At 55.4% G+C, this 15,165-nt stretch carries 12 protein-coding genes; 6 read left to right on the forward strand and 6 right to left on the reverse strand.

The annotated features are described in order from the left end of the window. Positions 1-39: 39 nt before the first annotated feature. Positions 40-1,422: a glutamine synthetase family protein gene (locus tag CU041_RS07915; RefSeq protein ID WP_068517406.1), complete on the reverse strand. Its 1,383-nt coding sequence runs from the start codon at positions 1,420-1,422 to the stop codon at positions 40-42. A gap of 316 nt (positions 1,423-1,738) precedes the next feature. Between CU041_RS07915 and CU041_RS07920 the strand changes: the two genes are divergently transcribed. The 3 genes from CU041_RS07920 (at position 1,739) to CU041_RS07930 (ending at position 5,332) form a co-directional block, all read left to right on the forward strand. Next, positions 1,739-3,109, forward strand: coding sequence for an aspartate aminotransferase family protein (locus CU041_RS07920; RefSeq protein ID WP_068517405.1), 1,371 nt, complete (start codon positions 1,739-1,741; stop codon positions 3,107-3,109). Between the two features lie 252 nt (positions 3,110-3,361). Then, entirely contained in the window at positions 3,362-4,711 is a 1,350-nt protein-coding gene (locus CU041_RS07925; protein WP_101246341.1) for an NAD(P)/FAD-dependent oxidoreductase, read from the forward strand. Between the two features lie 123 nt (positions 4,712-4,834). After that, complete coding sequence (locus CU041_RS07930; protein WP_101246472.1) at positions 4,835-5,332, forward strand: group III truncated hemoglobin; 498 nt, start codon at positions 4,835-4,837, stop codon at positions 5,330-5,332. 37 nt (positions 5,333-5,369) lie between these two features. Here the strand turns inward: CU041_RS07930 and CU041_RS07935 are convergent, their stop codons facing one another. Both CU041_RS07935 and CU041_RS07940 read right to left on the reverse strand, forming a co-directional pair. Further along, positions 5,370-6,686, reverse strand: coding sequence for an NAD(P)/FAD-dependent oxidoreductase (locus tag CU041_RS07935; protein ID WP_101246342.1), 1,317 nt, complete (start codon positions 6,684-6,686; stop codon positions 5,370-5,372). 251 nt (positions 6,687-6,937) lie between these two features. Then, positions 6,938-8,530 carry an L-serine ammonia-lyase, iron-sulfur-dependent, subunit alpha gene (locus CU041_RS07940; protein WP_101246473.1) on the reverse strand — a complete coding sequence of 531 codons (1,593 nt, stop codon included), beginning with the start codon at positions 8,528-8,530 and terminating at the stop codon, positions 6,938-6,940. A 166-nt stretch (positions 8,531-8,696) separates the two neighbouring features. Between CU041_RS07940 and CU041_RS20600 the strand changes: the two genes are divergently transcribed. Beyond that, positions 8,697-8,939: a glycine zipper domain-containing protein gene (locus tag CU041_RS20600; protein ID WP_068517402.1), complete on the forward strand. Its 243-nt coding sequence runs from the start codon at positions 8,697-8,699 to the stop codon at positions 8,937-8,939. Positions 8,940-8,998: 59 nt separating this feature from the next. Here CU041_RS20600 and betA read toward each other — a convergent pair whose 3' ends face one another. The 3 genes from betA to betI form a co-directional block, all read right to left on the reverse strand. Beyond that, positions 8,999-10,681 (reverse strand): choline dehydrogenase, encoded by a 1,683-nt coding sequence (gene betA / locus CU041_RS07950; protein WP_101246344.1) that lies wholly within the window; start codon positions 10,679-10,681, stop codon positions 8,999-9,001. Between the two features lie 60 nt (positions 10,682-10,741). Continuing rightward, positions 10,742-12,199 carry a betaine-aldehyde dehydrogenase gene (gene betB, locus CU041_RS07955; RefSeq protein WP_101246345.1) on the reverse strand — a complete coding sequence of 486 codons (1,458 nt, stop codon included), beginning with the start codon at positions 12,197-12,199 and terminating at the stop codon, positions 10,742-10,744. Between the two features lie 63 nt (positions 12,200-12,262). Further along, entirely contained in the window at positions 12,263-12,853 is a 591-nt protein-coding gene (gene betI, locus CU041_RS20905; protein WP_068517399.1) for a choline-binding transcriptional repressor BetI, read from the reverse strand. A 380-nt stretch (positions 12,854-13,233) separates the two neighbouring features. On the opposite strand from betI, the gene CU041_RS07965 reads away from it, so the two are divergent. Further along, entirely contained in the window at positions 13,234-14,193 is a 960-nt protein-coding gene (locus tag CU041_RS07965; RefSeq protein ID WP_101246346.1) for a choline ABC transporter substrate-binding protein, read from the forward strand. Between the two features lie 121 nt (positions 14,194-14,314). Continuing rightward, positions 14,315-15,163: a choline ABC transporter permease subunit gene (choW, locus tag CU041_RS07970; RefSeq protein ID WP_068517433.1), complete on the forward strand. Its 849-nt coding sequence runs from the start codon at positions 14,315-14,317 to the stop codon at positions 15,161-15,163. Positions 15,164-15,165: the final 2 nt, after the last annotated feature.

A 15,165-nucleotide genomic window follows, 5' to 3' on the forward strand; every position in this document is an offset into this window, starting at 1 on the left:
CGGTTGTTCCCTATTGAATGTTTTTATTTTTACCTGCGGTCAGACCGCATCAAGGTACCAGCGATATTCAAGCTGGGTAACCTCGGCAAAGAATTCGTCATATTCGGCCCGACGGCAGATATCAAAGACCTCGACGAAGCGTTCACCAAGATATTCCTTGACGATCTTGCCATCCACGAAACGATCAAGAGCAGAAATCATGCTGCGCGGAACAATCCGCCCGCCATGCTGTTCATAACCGTTACCAACGGTCGGCTCGCCCGGATCAAGCTTGTTTTTCATGCCGTAATGCATCCCGGCCAGAACACAGGCCAGCACCAGATACGGGTTGGCATCCGCACCCGACACGCGATGTTCGACACGGGCGGCCTTGGGGCTGCCAGCCGGAATACGCAACGCGACCGTACGGTTGTTCAAACCCCAGTTCGGCGACATCGGCGCATAGGCCTTGTTCTGGAACCGGCGATATGAATTCGGGTTCGGCGCGAATACCGCCATGCTTTCAAACATCGCTTCCTGCAAACCGCCAATCGCAAAACGCAGATTTTCGGAAACTTCCTCGCCCGCGACCGGCGACAGCACGTTATTGTCATCCTTGTCCCGCAAGGACACATGAACATGCAAACCGTTGCCCGCCTGATCGGAATAGGGTTTGGCCATGAAAGTCGCGGTCACACCATGGTCCCACGCAATGCCCTTGACCACGCGTTTAAGCTGCATCGCATGGTCCGCGGCCAGCATCGGATCGGTCACATGACCAAGGTTGATTTCAAACTGACCGGGTCCGGCTTCGGCAACGATGGTGTCGGCCGGAATGCCCTGACGGTTCAGTTCGGCAACCGCGTCATGCAGGACCTTTTCAAAGTCTTCGATCTGCTGAAGGCCGTAAACCTGCACACCGTCCGATGCGATCCCGCCGCCAAGCGGCTGGGGCGGAAGCGGTTCGGCGGTCTTTTCGTTCTGATCTGCCAGATAGAATTCAAGTTCAAGGGCGACGGTCGGATACAGACCATCGGCTGCCATGCGATCAACAACGCCCTGCAACACATTGCGCGGATCGGCAAAGAACTTGGTACCATCCAGGTTATGCAGGCTCATCATGACCTGCGCCAAGGGCAATTCGCCATACGGAACAAGACACAGGGTTCCCGGGATCGGTTTTGCCAGATTGTCCTGGTCACCGCTCGACCAAAGAAGCCCCGTTCCTTCCGGGGTGTCACCGGTAATATCGACCAGGCACATGGAGCCCGGCAAAGTCACACCTTCGGTGAAACTTTTGAGAAACTTCTGCTTGCTGATTCGCTTGCCGCGAAACACGCCGTTAATGTCGGGAATGAGCAACTCAACAAGTTCGACATCAGGGTTTTCTTCAAAGAATCGTTGGGCTTCCGCCCTACTGTCTTCGACGAACGACTTGTTCATCGTCTTATACTCCCAGAAAAGGCCTTTTATTAAAGGAATTGTGCCTGTGTTCCATCGTGCCGCGCCGGAATGCCCCGGTCAAGCCCATTCGTTCGATATATCGTGCAAATCATGCAGTGCAAAAGAATTCACCGGTCGAAACAACTCTTTAACAATGGCCGTCCCGAACCAACCACTGGATAACAAAAACCGAGTTGGATAGCCGAAAAATTTTGTCGAAAAATCCTCTTGCAAAGGTGTTCAAAAAAACGAACACTGATTACAGATGTTCAACATATCGCACAAAAGCAGACAAACTGCGCTGTCAGGAGACGTTATGAATAATTTCGACAAAACCGCCTATTGGCAGGACATCGACCAGGCACACCATATTCATCCGTTCACCGATACAGCGGATCTGAATAACCGTGGCACCCGGGTGATCACCCGTGCCGAAGGCGTGTTTATCGAGGACTCGAACGGCAAACGCTATCTTGATGGCATGGCCGGTCTGTGGTGCGTCAATGTCGGCTATGGCCGTAAGGAACTGGCTGAAGTCGCTTACAAGCAGATGCTTGAACTGCCCTATTACAATAACTTCTTCCAGTGCGCGAATACCCCGGCGATCGAGCTTTCCAAAGTTCTTGCCGAAATCACGCCAGACGGCCTGAACCACGTATTCTATGCCAATTCCGGTTCGGAGGCGAACGACACGGTTGTCCGTATGGTACGCCAATACTGGAAACTCAAAGGTACGCCGGAACGTTCGGTGATCATCAGCCGCAAGAACGCCTATCACGGGTCGACCGTTGCCGGTTCGTCGCTTGGCGGGATGGCCGGCATGCACGCCCAGGGCGGCCCGCTTCTGCCGGATGTGGTTCATATTGATCAGCCATACTGGTACGGCGAAGGCGGCGATCACACCCCGGAAGAATTCGGCCTGATTGCGGCGCGCAAACTCGAAGAAAAGATCGAGGAACTTGGCGCGGATCGCGTTGGTGCCTTTATCGGTGAACCGATCCAGGGTGCTGGTGGCGTCATCATTCCGCCGTCAACCTATTGGCCGGAAATCCAGCGCATCTGCAAGAAATACGACATTCTTCTGATCGCTGATGAAGTTATCTGCGGCTTTGGCCGGACCGGTGCATGGTTCGGCTCCGATACCTTTGACATCAAGCCGGACCTGATGCCGATGGCAAAAGGCATGTCATCGGGTTACCTGCCGATTTCAGCCGTTATGGTCGGTGATCGCGTGGCGGATGTACTGATCAATGAATGTGGTGAATTCACCCATGGCTTCACCTATTCCGGTCATCCGGCATGTGCGGCCGTGGCCCTTGAAAACATTCGCATTCTGCGCGACGAAAAGATGGTTGAACGCGTCAAGGATGACATTGGCCCCTATTTCGCCAAGGCCCTTAAAACCCTTGAAGACCATCCGCTGGTCGGTGCGGTTGAAACGGTTGGCCTGATTGCCGGCATGCCGCTGGTTGATGACAAGAAAACCCGCAAGATGTTCGACAAGCCGGGCACGGTTGGCACCATCTGCCGCGATGCCTGTGTTGCCAATGGCGTGATCATGCGTGCCTGTGGTGATCGCATGGTACTTTCCCCGCCGCTTTGCATCACCAAGGAAGAAATTGACGAACTGGTCAAACGCGCCCGCGCCGCCTTTGACGAGACAGCGAAGAAAATCGGCAAAATGTAATTTCTGATCGATTTCAGAACCTTAACGAAATACCCGGCATGCATTATCATCGCCGGGTATTTTCATTTTACGGCCATCGCGCCAAGCCCCGACCACCTGACAGATAGGACGCCCCGGCCTCTGATCAACTTTGATCAACTTTTGACCAACTTTTGACCGCCGTTCGACCAACTCTATCACGTGACTGTCCGCCCCGTTCTTTCGACCTGACTTTTGCCCCGACTTTTACCCCACGCCACCATGAGACGCCCCATGCTCAAACGCATTTATCAGCCGGCCGCCTATCAGACGCACACCCTGCCTGACAGCTTCTGGGTACAAAGCGCATCCCCCCTTCCCGATTGCCAACAATTGCCGCGTGATGCGGTCATCAAGGCCGATGTTGCGATTATCGGGGGCGGATATTGTGGCCTGTCAGCGGCACTTGAACTTGCCAAAAACGGGGCTGATGTCGCGGTCTTTGATGCCGGTCGCAGTGGCTGGGGGGCTTCGGGGCGCAATGGCGGTTTCTGCTGCATGGGCGGCAGCGGCAAGGGATATGGTGAACTTGCCAAACGGTTTGGCGACGATGCCGTGCGTCACTTTGCCCGCATTCAGCGCGATGCCATCAATCTGGTTGATCAGCGCCTGCGCGACTGGAACATTGATGCCGATCGTCATTCGGATGGCGAAGTTGTTCTGGCCCACAAACCCAACCGCGTGCACGACCTTCATCACGAAGCTGACGAGATCGCCCATTTCACCAGCATTCAGACCGAATTTCTTGACAAGGATGCCCTGATCGAACGCGGGCTGAATGCCGGGGATACCTATGGCGGCTTGCACGTCAAAGAAGGTTTTGGCCTTAACCCCATGAAATATCTGGCGGGTTTGCATGAAAAATGCGTTGCGGCAGGTGTTCGGATATTTGAACAGGCCCGCATCGACCGCTTTGTTGAAGATGGTGAAAACTATCGTCTTTATGCCGGCGACAGCCAGATCACCGCAGGCAAGATTGTCATTGCAACAAACGGATACAGTGCCGAAAATCTTCCTGACTGGCTTGGCGGGCGCCTGATGCCGGTCTTTTCGGGCATTCTTGTCACCCGCCCCCTAAGCGATGCGGAACTGGCCGCACAGGGCTGGACAAGTGATCTGATGGCTTTTGACAGCCGCATTCTGCTGCATTATTTCCGCAAGCTGCCTGATAACCGGTTCCTGTTTGGCGGACGTGGCGGCATTACCGCGACCGAGGCCGCCTTTGCCGCGGGCAAGCAGGACTTGCTTGATAATTTCCATCGCATGTTCCCGGCCTGGCGCGACATTGAACTGACCCATCACTGGAACGGGCTTGCCTGTCTGTCGCAAAGCTGGCGTCCCTATATCGGGCGCGTGCCCGGTCATCATGATGTCTGGACCGCACTTGCCTGGCATGGCAATGGTGTGGCGCTGGCCAGTTTGGGCGGCAAGATGCTGGCGGAATGCATGCTGGGCATCAGCGATCAGGAAGATCTGGGTGCTGTTCTTGCAACACCGATGCAGCGTTTCCCGCTGCCAGCCCTTCGGCGCGTTGCCCGGTCGGTTGCCTATCGCTATTACGGTTTGCGCGACCGTTACGCATAACAGGTCTGCCCGGTCGGAGCCGTGATCTGTTTGCGCCCCGGGTCAAAGTGACATATGTCATATTCCAACATCGCGGATTTGCGTAAAACTGCGGTCTATCCAGCGAACCACGGGCCATGTGACATGTCTGAAAAACAGCCTACCCTTGCCGAAATCAAGGAACGCCGCGAAATCGCCACCCGCCGTATCAAGGAAGATACCGGGATCGATCACGACATGATCAAAAACATCGTTCACGGCTTTTATGCCAAGGTTCGTGAAGATGAAATGCTCGGTCCGGTATTTGCCGAAAAGGTCGAAAACTGGGACCATCACCTTGATCGCATGGTGATGTTCTGGTCATCGGTTGCCCTTGCCACTGGCAATTATGACGGCCGCCCGATGCAAAAGCACCTGCCGCTTAAAATCACCCGCCATCATTTTGATCGCTGGCTGCAACTGTTTGCGCTGACCCTTTCGGAACATTGCAATGAACCCGCCGCACGGCATTTCATGGAACGTGCGCTGCGCATTGCGTCAAGTTTTGAAATCGGGATTGCCGCCCATAACGGCGTGATCCTTGGCAAGGGCGAACGCTATGACCCGGTGACAAGCTGGTCACCCGGGAACGGCGAAACCTGACCCCGTCAGCCAGCCCATCCGGAGTTGCCCGAACCGATCACAGCTTGTCGCGGATCGAATACCACAACATGGCCGCCACCAGCATCGGGAACCGCAATGCCTTGCCACCCGGGAAAACCGGGGTCTTGATATTGGCCATCACATCGAACCGTTCCATAGTTCCGCCCACTGCATCGGCCATGATCTGACCGGCAAGGGTCGCCATCGCCACCCCGTGCCCGGAATAGCCGCTGGCGGTAAAGATATTATCCTCGATCCGGCGGAAGAACGGCATGCGGTTCATGGTGATCGCCAATGTCCCGCCCCAGCCATAATCGATTTTAACGTCTTTAAGCTGCGGATAGACTTCCAGCATATGGGGCGCGACAAACGATTTGATGTCTTTGGGGAAGGTATAGCCATAAGTCTCCCCGCCGCCAAACAGCATGCGTTTATCGGCACTCAGCCGGTAATAGTTGATCACGAACTTTGAATCTGCGACCGCCACATCGTCGCGGATCAATTCACGCGCCAAATCATCGCCCAGCGGTTCGGTCGCGATGATGAAATTGTTGATCGGCATGACGCGTTTCGCGACACGATCATCAAGCGCATCAAGATACCCGTTACAGCCAAGGATCAATTTGTTAGCGCTAACAACGCCGCCATCCCTGGTTTTCACCGTTACCTTGCCAGCCTGACTTTCGTAGGACGTCACAACGGAATTTTCAAAAATCCGCGCCCCGGCTGCACGTGCCGCATCGGCAATCCCCAATGCGAAATTCAGCGGATGAATATGCCCAGCCCCCATATCCAGTGACCCGCCGTGATAAAATTCCGATCCCAGCATGGCGTGCATTTCATCACGATCCACGGCCCGGATCTGGTCATAGCCATATTCGGATTGTAGTTTTTCAACATATTCATGGGTTTCCGGGACAAAACGCGCCCGGTGGTCGGCATGGAGGATGCCCGGTTTCCAGTCGCATTTGATATCGTGTTTGGTGATCAGGGATTTGACGATATCCTTTGACTGTTCGGCGATATCCCAAAGTTTGCGGGCATCATCGCGCCCGACCATTTTTTCAAGATCATCCTGTTCGCGGCGCTGGCCAGACCCGACCTGCCCGCCATTACGCCCCGATGCGCCCCACCCCACACGATGGGCTTCAAGCACGATCACATCAAAGCCGCGCTCGGCCAGATGCAGTGCGGACGACAACCCGGTAAAGCCCCCGCCAATCACCACAATGTCACAGGTTTGATCGCCTTCCAGCTTGGCAAACGGGTCGGTCGCATTCGCCGTTGCCGCGTAATAGGATGCCGGATAGGTGCCGTCCCGGTCATTGGCGGTCAGCAGGTTCGGGGTAAACATGAGGAATCCTCATTTTCGTTGAATATTGTGGCTCTATCCTGCCCGATCAGGGGCAGCTATCAAGGGAAAACTGCCTGTTTCTAATGACTTTGACCGGATTTCGCGGATTATGCCAAAACAGGCAACCATCGGGATAAAGGATTGCGTCAACCCGCATCCGCAACGCGATATCTGTCAGCAGAAATCCGTCAAAACCATCCAAAACAGGCAGGATGACAAATCCCGCCCGCTGTCATGGACGGAGTCCTGTCCTATTTGCCAAGACTTGCGGCTTCGACCATGCGCAAGGCGGTCTTGGTCGCAGCACAGCCACCGCGCGCCGTACAGCGCAAATCGGGATGCATCATTGCCCCGATCTTGACGGTTTGATCAACCAGTTCGTCATAGCCAAGAACCGCATCAAACCCGGCCAATACCGCCATCGCCGATGAAAAGGCATGCGAAACACCGGCCACATTGCGGGCATGGCACGGGATTTCAACGTCCCCGCCGACCGGATCACAAACCAAACCAAGCGTATTCATCAAACACATGCTGGCCGCATCAAAACATTGCTGTGCCGTCCCGCCATAGGCCTGGGTCACACCAGCCGCCGCCATTGCCGCCGATGCCCCGGTTTCAACCGAACATCCCCCGCATTCTGCGGCGAATGTCCCGCGTGCGGCAAACACCGCCCCGATCAATGCCATGACCTGAAGGGCGTCGGTTGCACCTTCGATATCAATGCCATGACGGATCAAACCATACAGCGTTCCGGGCACCACCCCGGCACTGCCCGCCGTCGGGGCAGCACAGACCAGCCCCCGATTGCTGTCACGTTCCATTGCCGAAAGCGCACCGGCAATCGCATCCTGCAACACCGGACCGCCCAGACCATCGGGCAAATTGGCATCGCGCACCGTGCGCGCCCGAAGGGTCAGGAACCGCATCACGTTATCTTCAGGTTTGGCATCAAATCCCTCGGCCACGACGCGCAGCATCAATTCGCACCGCTCACGAAACAGATCGCGGGTTGCTTGGCGCGACAGGCCAAGACGTTTGGCTTCAAGTGCCAGGGCCGCATCGGCAATCGATCCGCCTTCCTGCTGATCGGCAATCGCAATTACCGCATCGCTGGTTGAAAACAGATCATCCATCGCACAGACCGGATATTGCGATGCATCGGCAAAGCGCAGATCGGTCACGCCATCGCGTTTGGCAACTTGCCCCAGAATGTCCAATGCGGGCACGGATTGCAGGGAAACTTCAATGCGTGTGTGTTTCTGATCGACAGCCACCCCCAGCAACATGTTGCCACCACCGGCCAGCATTTCGGCAATGGTGTCGGCATCCGTTACCGCCGCCTCACCCCAGACAAAGACGCTTGCGGTTTTCCCGGTCAGAAACAGGGCCTCGCCATTGCGGCTGTCGATGTAATACATGCCACCGCCAACCGACGCCCCGGTATAAAGATCGGTGTGCTGCCCGCCTTCTTGCGTTTGCAGGGTCAGTTCAAGATCAACCCGGTTGGGATGGTTGTTGTTATCAAGTTCGGTAACCTCGATTGCGAAATGGAACCCTTCGCCGCGCTCCACACGCCCCAGAATGTCACGGTAATCCGCATCGGTCAGCTTGGCCCCAAAAAGACCGGCGGCAAAGTTTTCATCCGAACTTTGCGCCTTGTAGCACGGGGCGAACGAGCCGCGCGGATCGAACCGCACCACCGCCCTTTGCAGGATCTCGCCATTAGAACATGAAAGTTCGCGCACAAGCTTTGCCATCATATAGGGCGCGGCACAGTGCGAACTTGACGGCCCGCGCATCACGGGGCCGATCACGGAATTAAGCAGACTGATTTCTTGCATGGCGGGACTTCGGATGATTGCGGGAAACAACATGCGCATTGCATACAATATTCCATGATGATCACCCGCCATTGCGGCAATTGCAATCTACTTATCTTGCAAACCGGTTCGCGCTTGCGCATTATTGCCCCTTAATCTCACCCTTTGCACAGCGGATGATCCGGTAATGTCGATGTCAATTTGCCTGCTTGTCGGGACGCTTTCGGGTACTGCTGCCGGTATTTTTCTGGGCACAGTTACCGGAAACCATGCCCCATATATCGCAATGGGAACAGCCATGGGCAGCGCGATCGGCACCGCCATCGGTGCGGGGTTGCACCACAGACTGCGTGATGGTGTTGGTGGTGGCAATGGTGATCGCCCGGTCCAGCGGCGTGACCTGCCCCGTGCCCGATCGCGGCGGCGATAACATCGCACCAGATAAAAAAAGCCCCTGACCAATGATCAGGGGCTTTGACGTTGTGGCTGTTAACGTTGCTTTGTTTCCCATTCGGGATGGACAAAGAACGGCGCGTTTGATGGCGGCAACGGATCGCGTCCGCGAATAATGTCGGCAGCCTTTTCACCGATCATGATCGTTGGCGCATTCAGGTTACCCGTGGCAATCGACGGCATGATCGAACTGTCGACCACACGAAGGCCTTCGATGCCATGCACGCGGGTCTTTTCGTCGACCACGGACATATCATCGCTGCCCATCTTGCACGAACAGGACGGGTGATAGGCACTTTCGGCGTGATCGGCGACCCAGGCGTCAATCTGCTCGTCCGTCTGGATATCCTTGCCCGGTGCGATTTCCGCCCCGCGCAGATCGGCGAAGGCGTCCTGACCAAAGATTTCGCGGGTCAGACGCACCGATGCGCGCATTTCTTCCCAGTCTTCCGGGTGGCTCATATAGTTCGGATCAATGATCGGGCGATCTTTGGGATCGCTTGATGCCAGTCGCACAGTGCCGCGCGACTTGGATCGCATCGGTCCGACATGGGCCTGGAAACCATCCTTTTCAGCGGCCTTTGACCCGTTATAGTTAATCGCCGCCGGCATGAAGTGATATTGCAGATCCGGGTGTTTGACACCGGCTTTGGACCGGATAAAGCCACCCGCTTCAAAATGGTTGGTGGCACCAAGACCGGTTTTGAACAGATACCATTCCAGACCGATTTTGAATTTGCTCCACGGATCAAGCTTGCTGTTGAGGCTGATCGGTTTGGTGCATTCCATCTGAACATAAAGTTCGAGATGATCCTGAAGGTTCTCACCAACACCTGGCAGATCATGGACAACATCAATGCCATGTTCGCGCAGATGGGCCGCCGGACCAACACCAGACAGCATCAAAAGTTTCGGCGAATTGATCGATCCGGCAGATACGATGACTTCACGGTCAACAAGTACGCGTTTGAGCTCACCCTGATGAACGAAATCAAGTCCGATCGCACGTTTTCCTTCAAAAACAATGCTTTGGGCAAAGGCCTTGTGATAAACGGTCAGGTTCGGGCGTTTCATTGCCGGATGCAAATAGGCGCGTGCCGTGGACCAGCGCCGGCCCTTATAGACCGTCATATCCATGGTTCCCAAACCTTCCTGGCGATAGCCGTTCTGATCCGGGGTGAATTCATATCCGGCCTGTTGCCCGGCCTTGATCCAGGCTTTGTGCAAATCGTTCCGGCACGCACCGGTGGTCACATGAAGCGGCCCGTTGCCGTGATATTCGTCACCGCCCGGGTCTTCATTGCGGGTATCGGCCTTGCGGAAATAGGGCAGACACCGCGCATAGTCCCAATCCTTGAGCGCCGGGTCTTCTTCGGCCCAGCGATTATAATCCAGCGCATGACCACGCACATAGGCCATGCCATTGATCGAACTTGAACCGCCAAACACCCGTCCGCGCGGGGTTTCCATCCGGCGATTGTTCAGATTGGGCTGCGGCGTTGTCCAATAGGCCCAGTTATAGGTTTCCGACTGCATCGGATAGGAAAGTGCGGTCGGCATATGAATACGCCAATCCCACCAATGATCCTTGGGTCCGGCTTCAACCACCAGCACCTTGACGTCGGCATCTTCGGTCAGCCGGTTGGCAAGCACGGCACCGGCAGAACCGGAGCCGACAATCACATAATCGAATTTTTCAGTCGTCGTTGGGGTCGTCATATCTGATCCCTTGTTTCTTCAAGCAGTGTGGGCAGCCCGTCACATCAATAATGATGGTGATCAATAAGGCGCCTCGACATCGCCGGTTTCGACATAAACCGACTTGATACGGGTGTAATGTTCGATTGCCGCCCGGCCGTTTTCACGTCCGACACCGGATTTCTTCACCCCGCCAAACGGCATTTCGATCGGCGTGATGTTATAGGTGTTGATCCAGCAGGTGCCGGCCTCAAGACGGGCAACAACGCGGTGACCACGCGACAGGTCCCTGGTGAACACGCCTGCAGCAAGGCCATACTGGGTATCGTTGGCGCGCGTGATGACTTCGTCCTCGTCACTAAATGTCAGGACCGACATGACCGGACCAAAGATTTCCTCGCGCACGATGGTCATATCGTCGCGGCAGTCGGTAAAGATCGTCGGGGCGACAAAAAGCCCGCCTTCGGGCATGCCATCGGTGACAGCATGGCCACCCAGAACGCATTTTGCCCCTTCCTGCTTGCCCTTTTCGATATAGGACATGACCTGATCGAACTGGGTTTTGGTCACAATCGGACCAACCTGGGTTTCCGGCTTTTCCGGATCGCCAAGAACAAGGTTTTTCGACCGCGCGATCAGTTTTTCAATGAAGGCATCGGCAACGCTTTCATGGACAAAAACCCGCGTCCCGTTCGAGCAAATCTGGCCTGACGAATAGAAATTCGCCATCTGCGCACCGGAAACCGCGTTATCAAGATTGGCATCTTCAAACACGATCATCGGCGATTTGCCACCAAGCTCCATGGTCACGGCCTTCATTCCGCCCGCCGCAACCGATGCAACCTTTGCCCCGGTCGCCGCCGAACCGGTCAGCGACACCTTGTCCACCCCCGGATGTTCGACAAGCGACGCACCACATTCGCGTGCGCCCTGCACAACATTATAAACCCCGTCGGGAAGACCGGCTTCCTGCAAGGCTTCTGCCACCGCAATCGCCGAAAGCGGCGTTACCTCGGATGGTTTGTAGACAACCGCATTGCCACAGGCCAAAGCCGGTGCCGCCTTCCAGCAGGCGATCTGGATCGGATAGTTCCAGGCACCAATGGCAGCACAAACACCAACGGCCTCGCGCCGTGTATAGGCAAAGTTCCCGGCAAGATCGATATGTTCCCCGGCAAGGCTTCCGGCGACACCGGCAAAATATTCCAGGCATTCGACACCGGAAATCACATCGACAATTTCGGTTTCCTGGATGGCGCGACCGGTATCACGGGTTTCAAGCAAGGCCAGTTCATCATTGCGATCACGCAAAATCTGGGCGGCCTTGAACAGAATGCGGGCGCGTTCGGCAGCCGGGGTATTTTTCCAGATTTCAAACCCGGCGCGCGCAGCCTTTACAGCGGCATCCACGTCACCCGCCGTGCTTTCATGTCCCTTGGCAAGAACCGTATTGGTTGCCGGGTTCAGGGTCACCATCTCGGCCCCGGAACCGGTGGTTTTCTTGCCATTGATGAAATTCTGAATCTGGTAAAGGCTCATTTCAAAACTCCTGCGGGCCGCACCGGATCCGGGCAGCCCAAAACTTTGTGTGTTTGCTTGTCTTCAGCGCGCGGGCGAATTGGCCAGATAAAGGCGCATCATATCGAGCACCATTTCGCGCGCCCCTTTGACATCGGCACGTCCGTCCGACAGACCGGAACGCACCCAGATGCCATCAATCATTGCCGCGATTGCAGTCGCGATTTCATCTGCCCGCTGCACAGTGGTCAGCTGACGCAGCTCGTGGCGCAGATTGGACGCCAGTCGCTGAAAATAGATATTGTTGATACGGCTCAGCGCCTTTGAAAACGGCACCTGCGCCCAGAAGGACAACCACGCCACAGTGACCTGCGGGGTGAACTGTTCTTCGTTGAAGTTGGTGTTCACGATCGCTTCGAGCCGTTCATGCGGGGTCTTTGCCTTGGCCAGGCGCGACAGATAATCCTTGCGCAATTCCTGCATCAAAAACCGCATGGTGGCTTCGAGAAGTGCGTTCTTGCCGCCGAAATAATGCGAAATGATGCCCGACGACATACCCGCCGCATTGGCGATACGCGCAATTGTCGTATCGGCAAATCCGTGACGATGAATGGTTTCAATCGTCGCGTCGATCAACTGCCTGCGGCGCACAGGCTGCATACCAACCTTGGGCATTCACATCATCCAATTCAAAGCGATCCAAAGGGTTAAGCACGATCACAACAAGCTGCGATGCAGTTTTTAACCCTTCGCAATTGACGTCCGACGAATATGCTGTATTTTAATTGAACAATCAATCAATAAAAACACGTCGTCTTTCGCGGCGCGTTCAGCAAAGGACAGGATCCCTTGTTGCGCAGCATTGCGACCGTTTTTGTGATTATTCCGGTCCATACCAACAGGTTCGAGGGAGCCTGATGGCGTGGCTCTGGGCGAGTGTTAGCGACCTTTTACATTACGTTGATGTTCGTCTGGCCTCCGGAACCGAGAGTCTGATGACCGCTTGTTCGCAGTCATTAGTAACCGTTAGGTCCACACAAGGGAGAACCAGAAACATGACCAAACTTTCCACTTTCGGCCGCCTTCTTGGCAGCACCATCGTTGCCACCACCCTTCTGGGTGCCGCATCTGCCAAGGCCGCCGATAGCGCAGCCTGCAAAACCGTGACATTTTCCGATGTTGGCTGGACCGACATTACGGCCACCACGGCAACCGCATCTGTCATTCTTGAAGCACTGGGCTATGACGCAGAAACCGAATTGCTGTCTGTTCCGGTCACCTATACCAGCCTTGCCAATGGCGACGTGGACGTCTTCCTTGGCAACTGGATGCCGACCATGGCAGCAGACATTCAGCCCTATCTCGACAAGGGAACGGTTGTTTCGACCGGTGCCAACCTTGAAGGTGCGAAATACACCCTTGCGGTCAGCAAGAATGCCTATGATGCAGGCCTGAAAGATTTCGCTGACATCGCCAAATTCAAGGACGAACTTGATGGCGAAATTTACGGCATCGAGCCGGGCAACGACGGCAACCGCCTGATTCAGGACATGATCGATGGCGACCAGTTCGGTCTGGGCGAATTCGAACTTGTTGAATCCTCCGAACAGGGCATGCTGGCCGAAGTCAAACGCAAGTCCGCACGTGATCAGTTCATCGTCTTCCTTGGCTGGGAACCCCATCCGATGAACGCGAAATACGACATGGCCTACCTTGATGGTGGCGATGATGTATTTGGCCCGAACTTTGGCGGTGCCACGGTTCACACCAACCTGCGTGCCGGTTACACCGACGACTGCCCGAATGCCGGCAAATTCGTCACCAACCTGAAATTCAGCCTCGCCATGGAAAACGAAATCATGGACGCGATCCTGAACGAAGGCACCGACCCGGCAAAAGCAGCCGCAACCTGGATCAAAGCCAATCCGGATGCTGCCTATGCATGGCTTGACGGCGTCACCACCTTTGACGGTGGCGATGCAAAGGCCGCGCTCAAAAGCGAACTTGGCCTTTAAGTCCAGCAAATGACCGGGCCCTGCCCGATTTTGCTATAATGCTGATACGCCCGCGCCCCGCATGGGCTTTGCGCGGGCGTATCGCATCTTTATTTACTTTGAAAACAACGGAAATTTTCCCATGGAATGGCTCACGGAAACAAAGATTCCGCTGGGACAGTGGATATCGTCCTTGATGGATGGTCTGAACGAACATGCTGATTTCGTTTTTTATACCATCTCGGATGTTCTTGAATTCATTATTGAAAACACCATCGATTTTCTGGTGTGGTTGCCGCCGCTGTTGATTATTGCCGGTTTTGGCGCCCTGGCGGCTGTTTTGCACAAATCCTGGAAGCTGACGGCTTTCACCGTTCTGTCCCTGCTTTTGATTGTCAATCTGGGCTATTGGGAAGAAACGATGGAGACGCTGGCGCTGGTGATTTATGCGTCGCTGTTCTGCATGGTGATCGGCGTGCCGCTTGGCGTGGCATCGGCCCATCGGCCGTGGCTTTATCAGGCCATGCGCCCGGTTCTTGATCTTATGCAGACGATCCCGACGTTCGTGTATCTGATCCCGACCCTTATTCTGTTTGGTCTGGGGGTTGTTCCGGGTCTGATTTCAACCGTGATCTTTGCCATCGCCGCCCCGATCCGCCTGACCCATCTGGGTATTTCAAGCACGCCCAAGGCATTGCTTGAAGCCGGTGAAAGTTTCGGCTGCACCCCGCGCCAGCTTCTGTTCAAGGTCGAATTGCCATCGGCGATGCCGTCAATCATGGCGGGCCTGACCCAGTGCATCATGCTGTCGCTTTCCATGGTTGTGATCGCAGCCCTGGTCGGTGCCGACGGCCTTGGCAAACCGGTGGTGCGTGCACTTAACACCGTGAATGTCGCCCAGGGTTTCGAAGCGGGCCTTGCAATTGTGATTCTGGCCATTGTGCTTGATCGCATTTGCCGTCGCGAAAACACCGAAACAACGGGGCAGTGATC

It is taken from the genome of Thalassospira povalilytica (assembly GCF_002844235.1).
Taxonomy (GTDB): domain Bacteria; phylum Pseudomonadota; class Alphaproteobacteria; order Rhodospirillales; family Thalassospiraceae; genus Thalassospira; species Thalassospira povalilytica.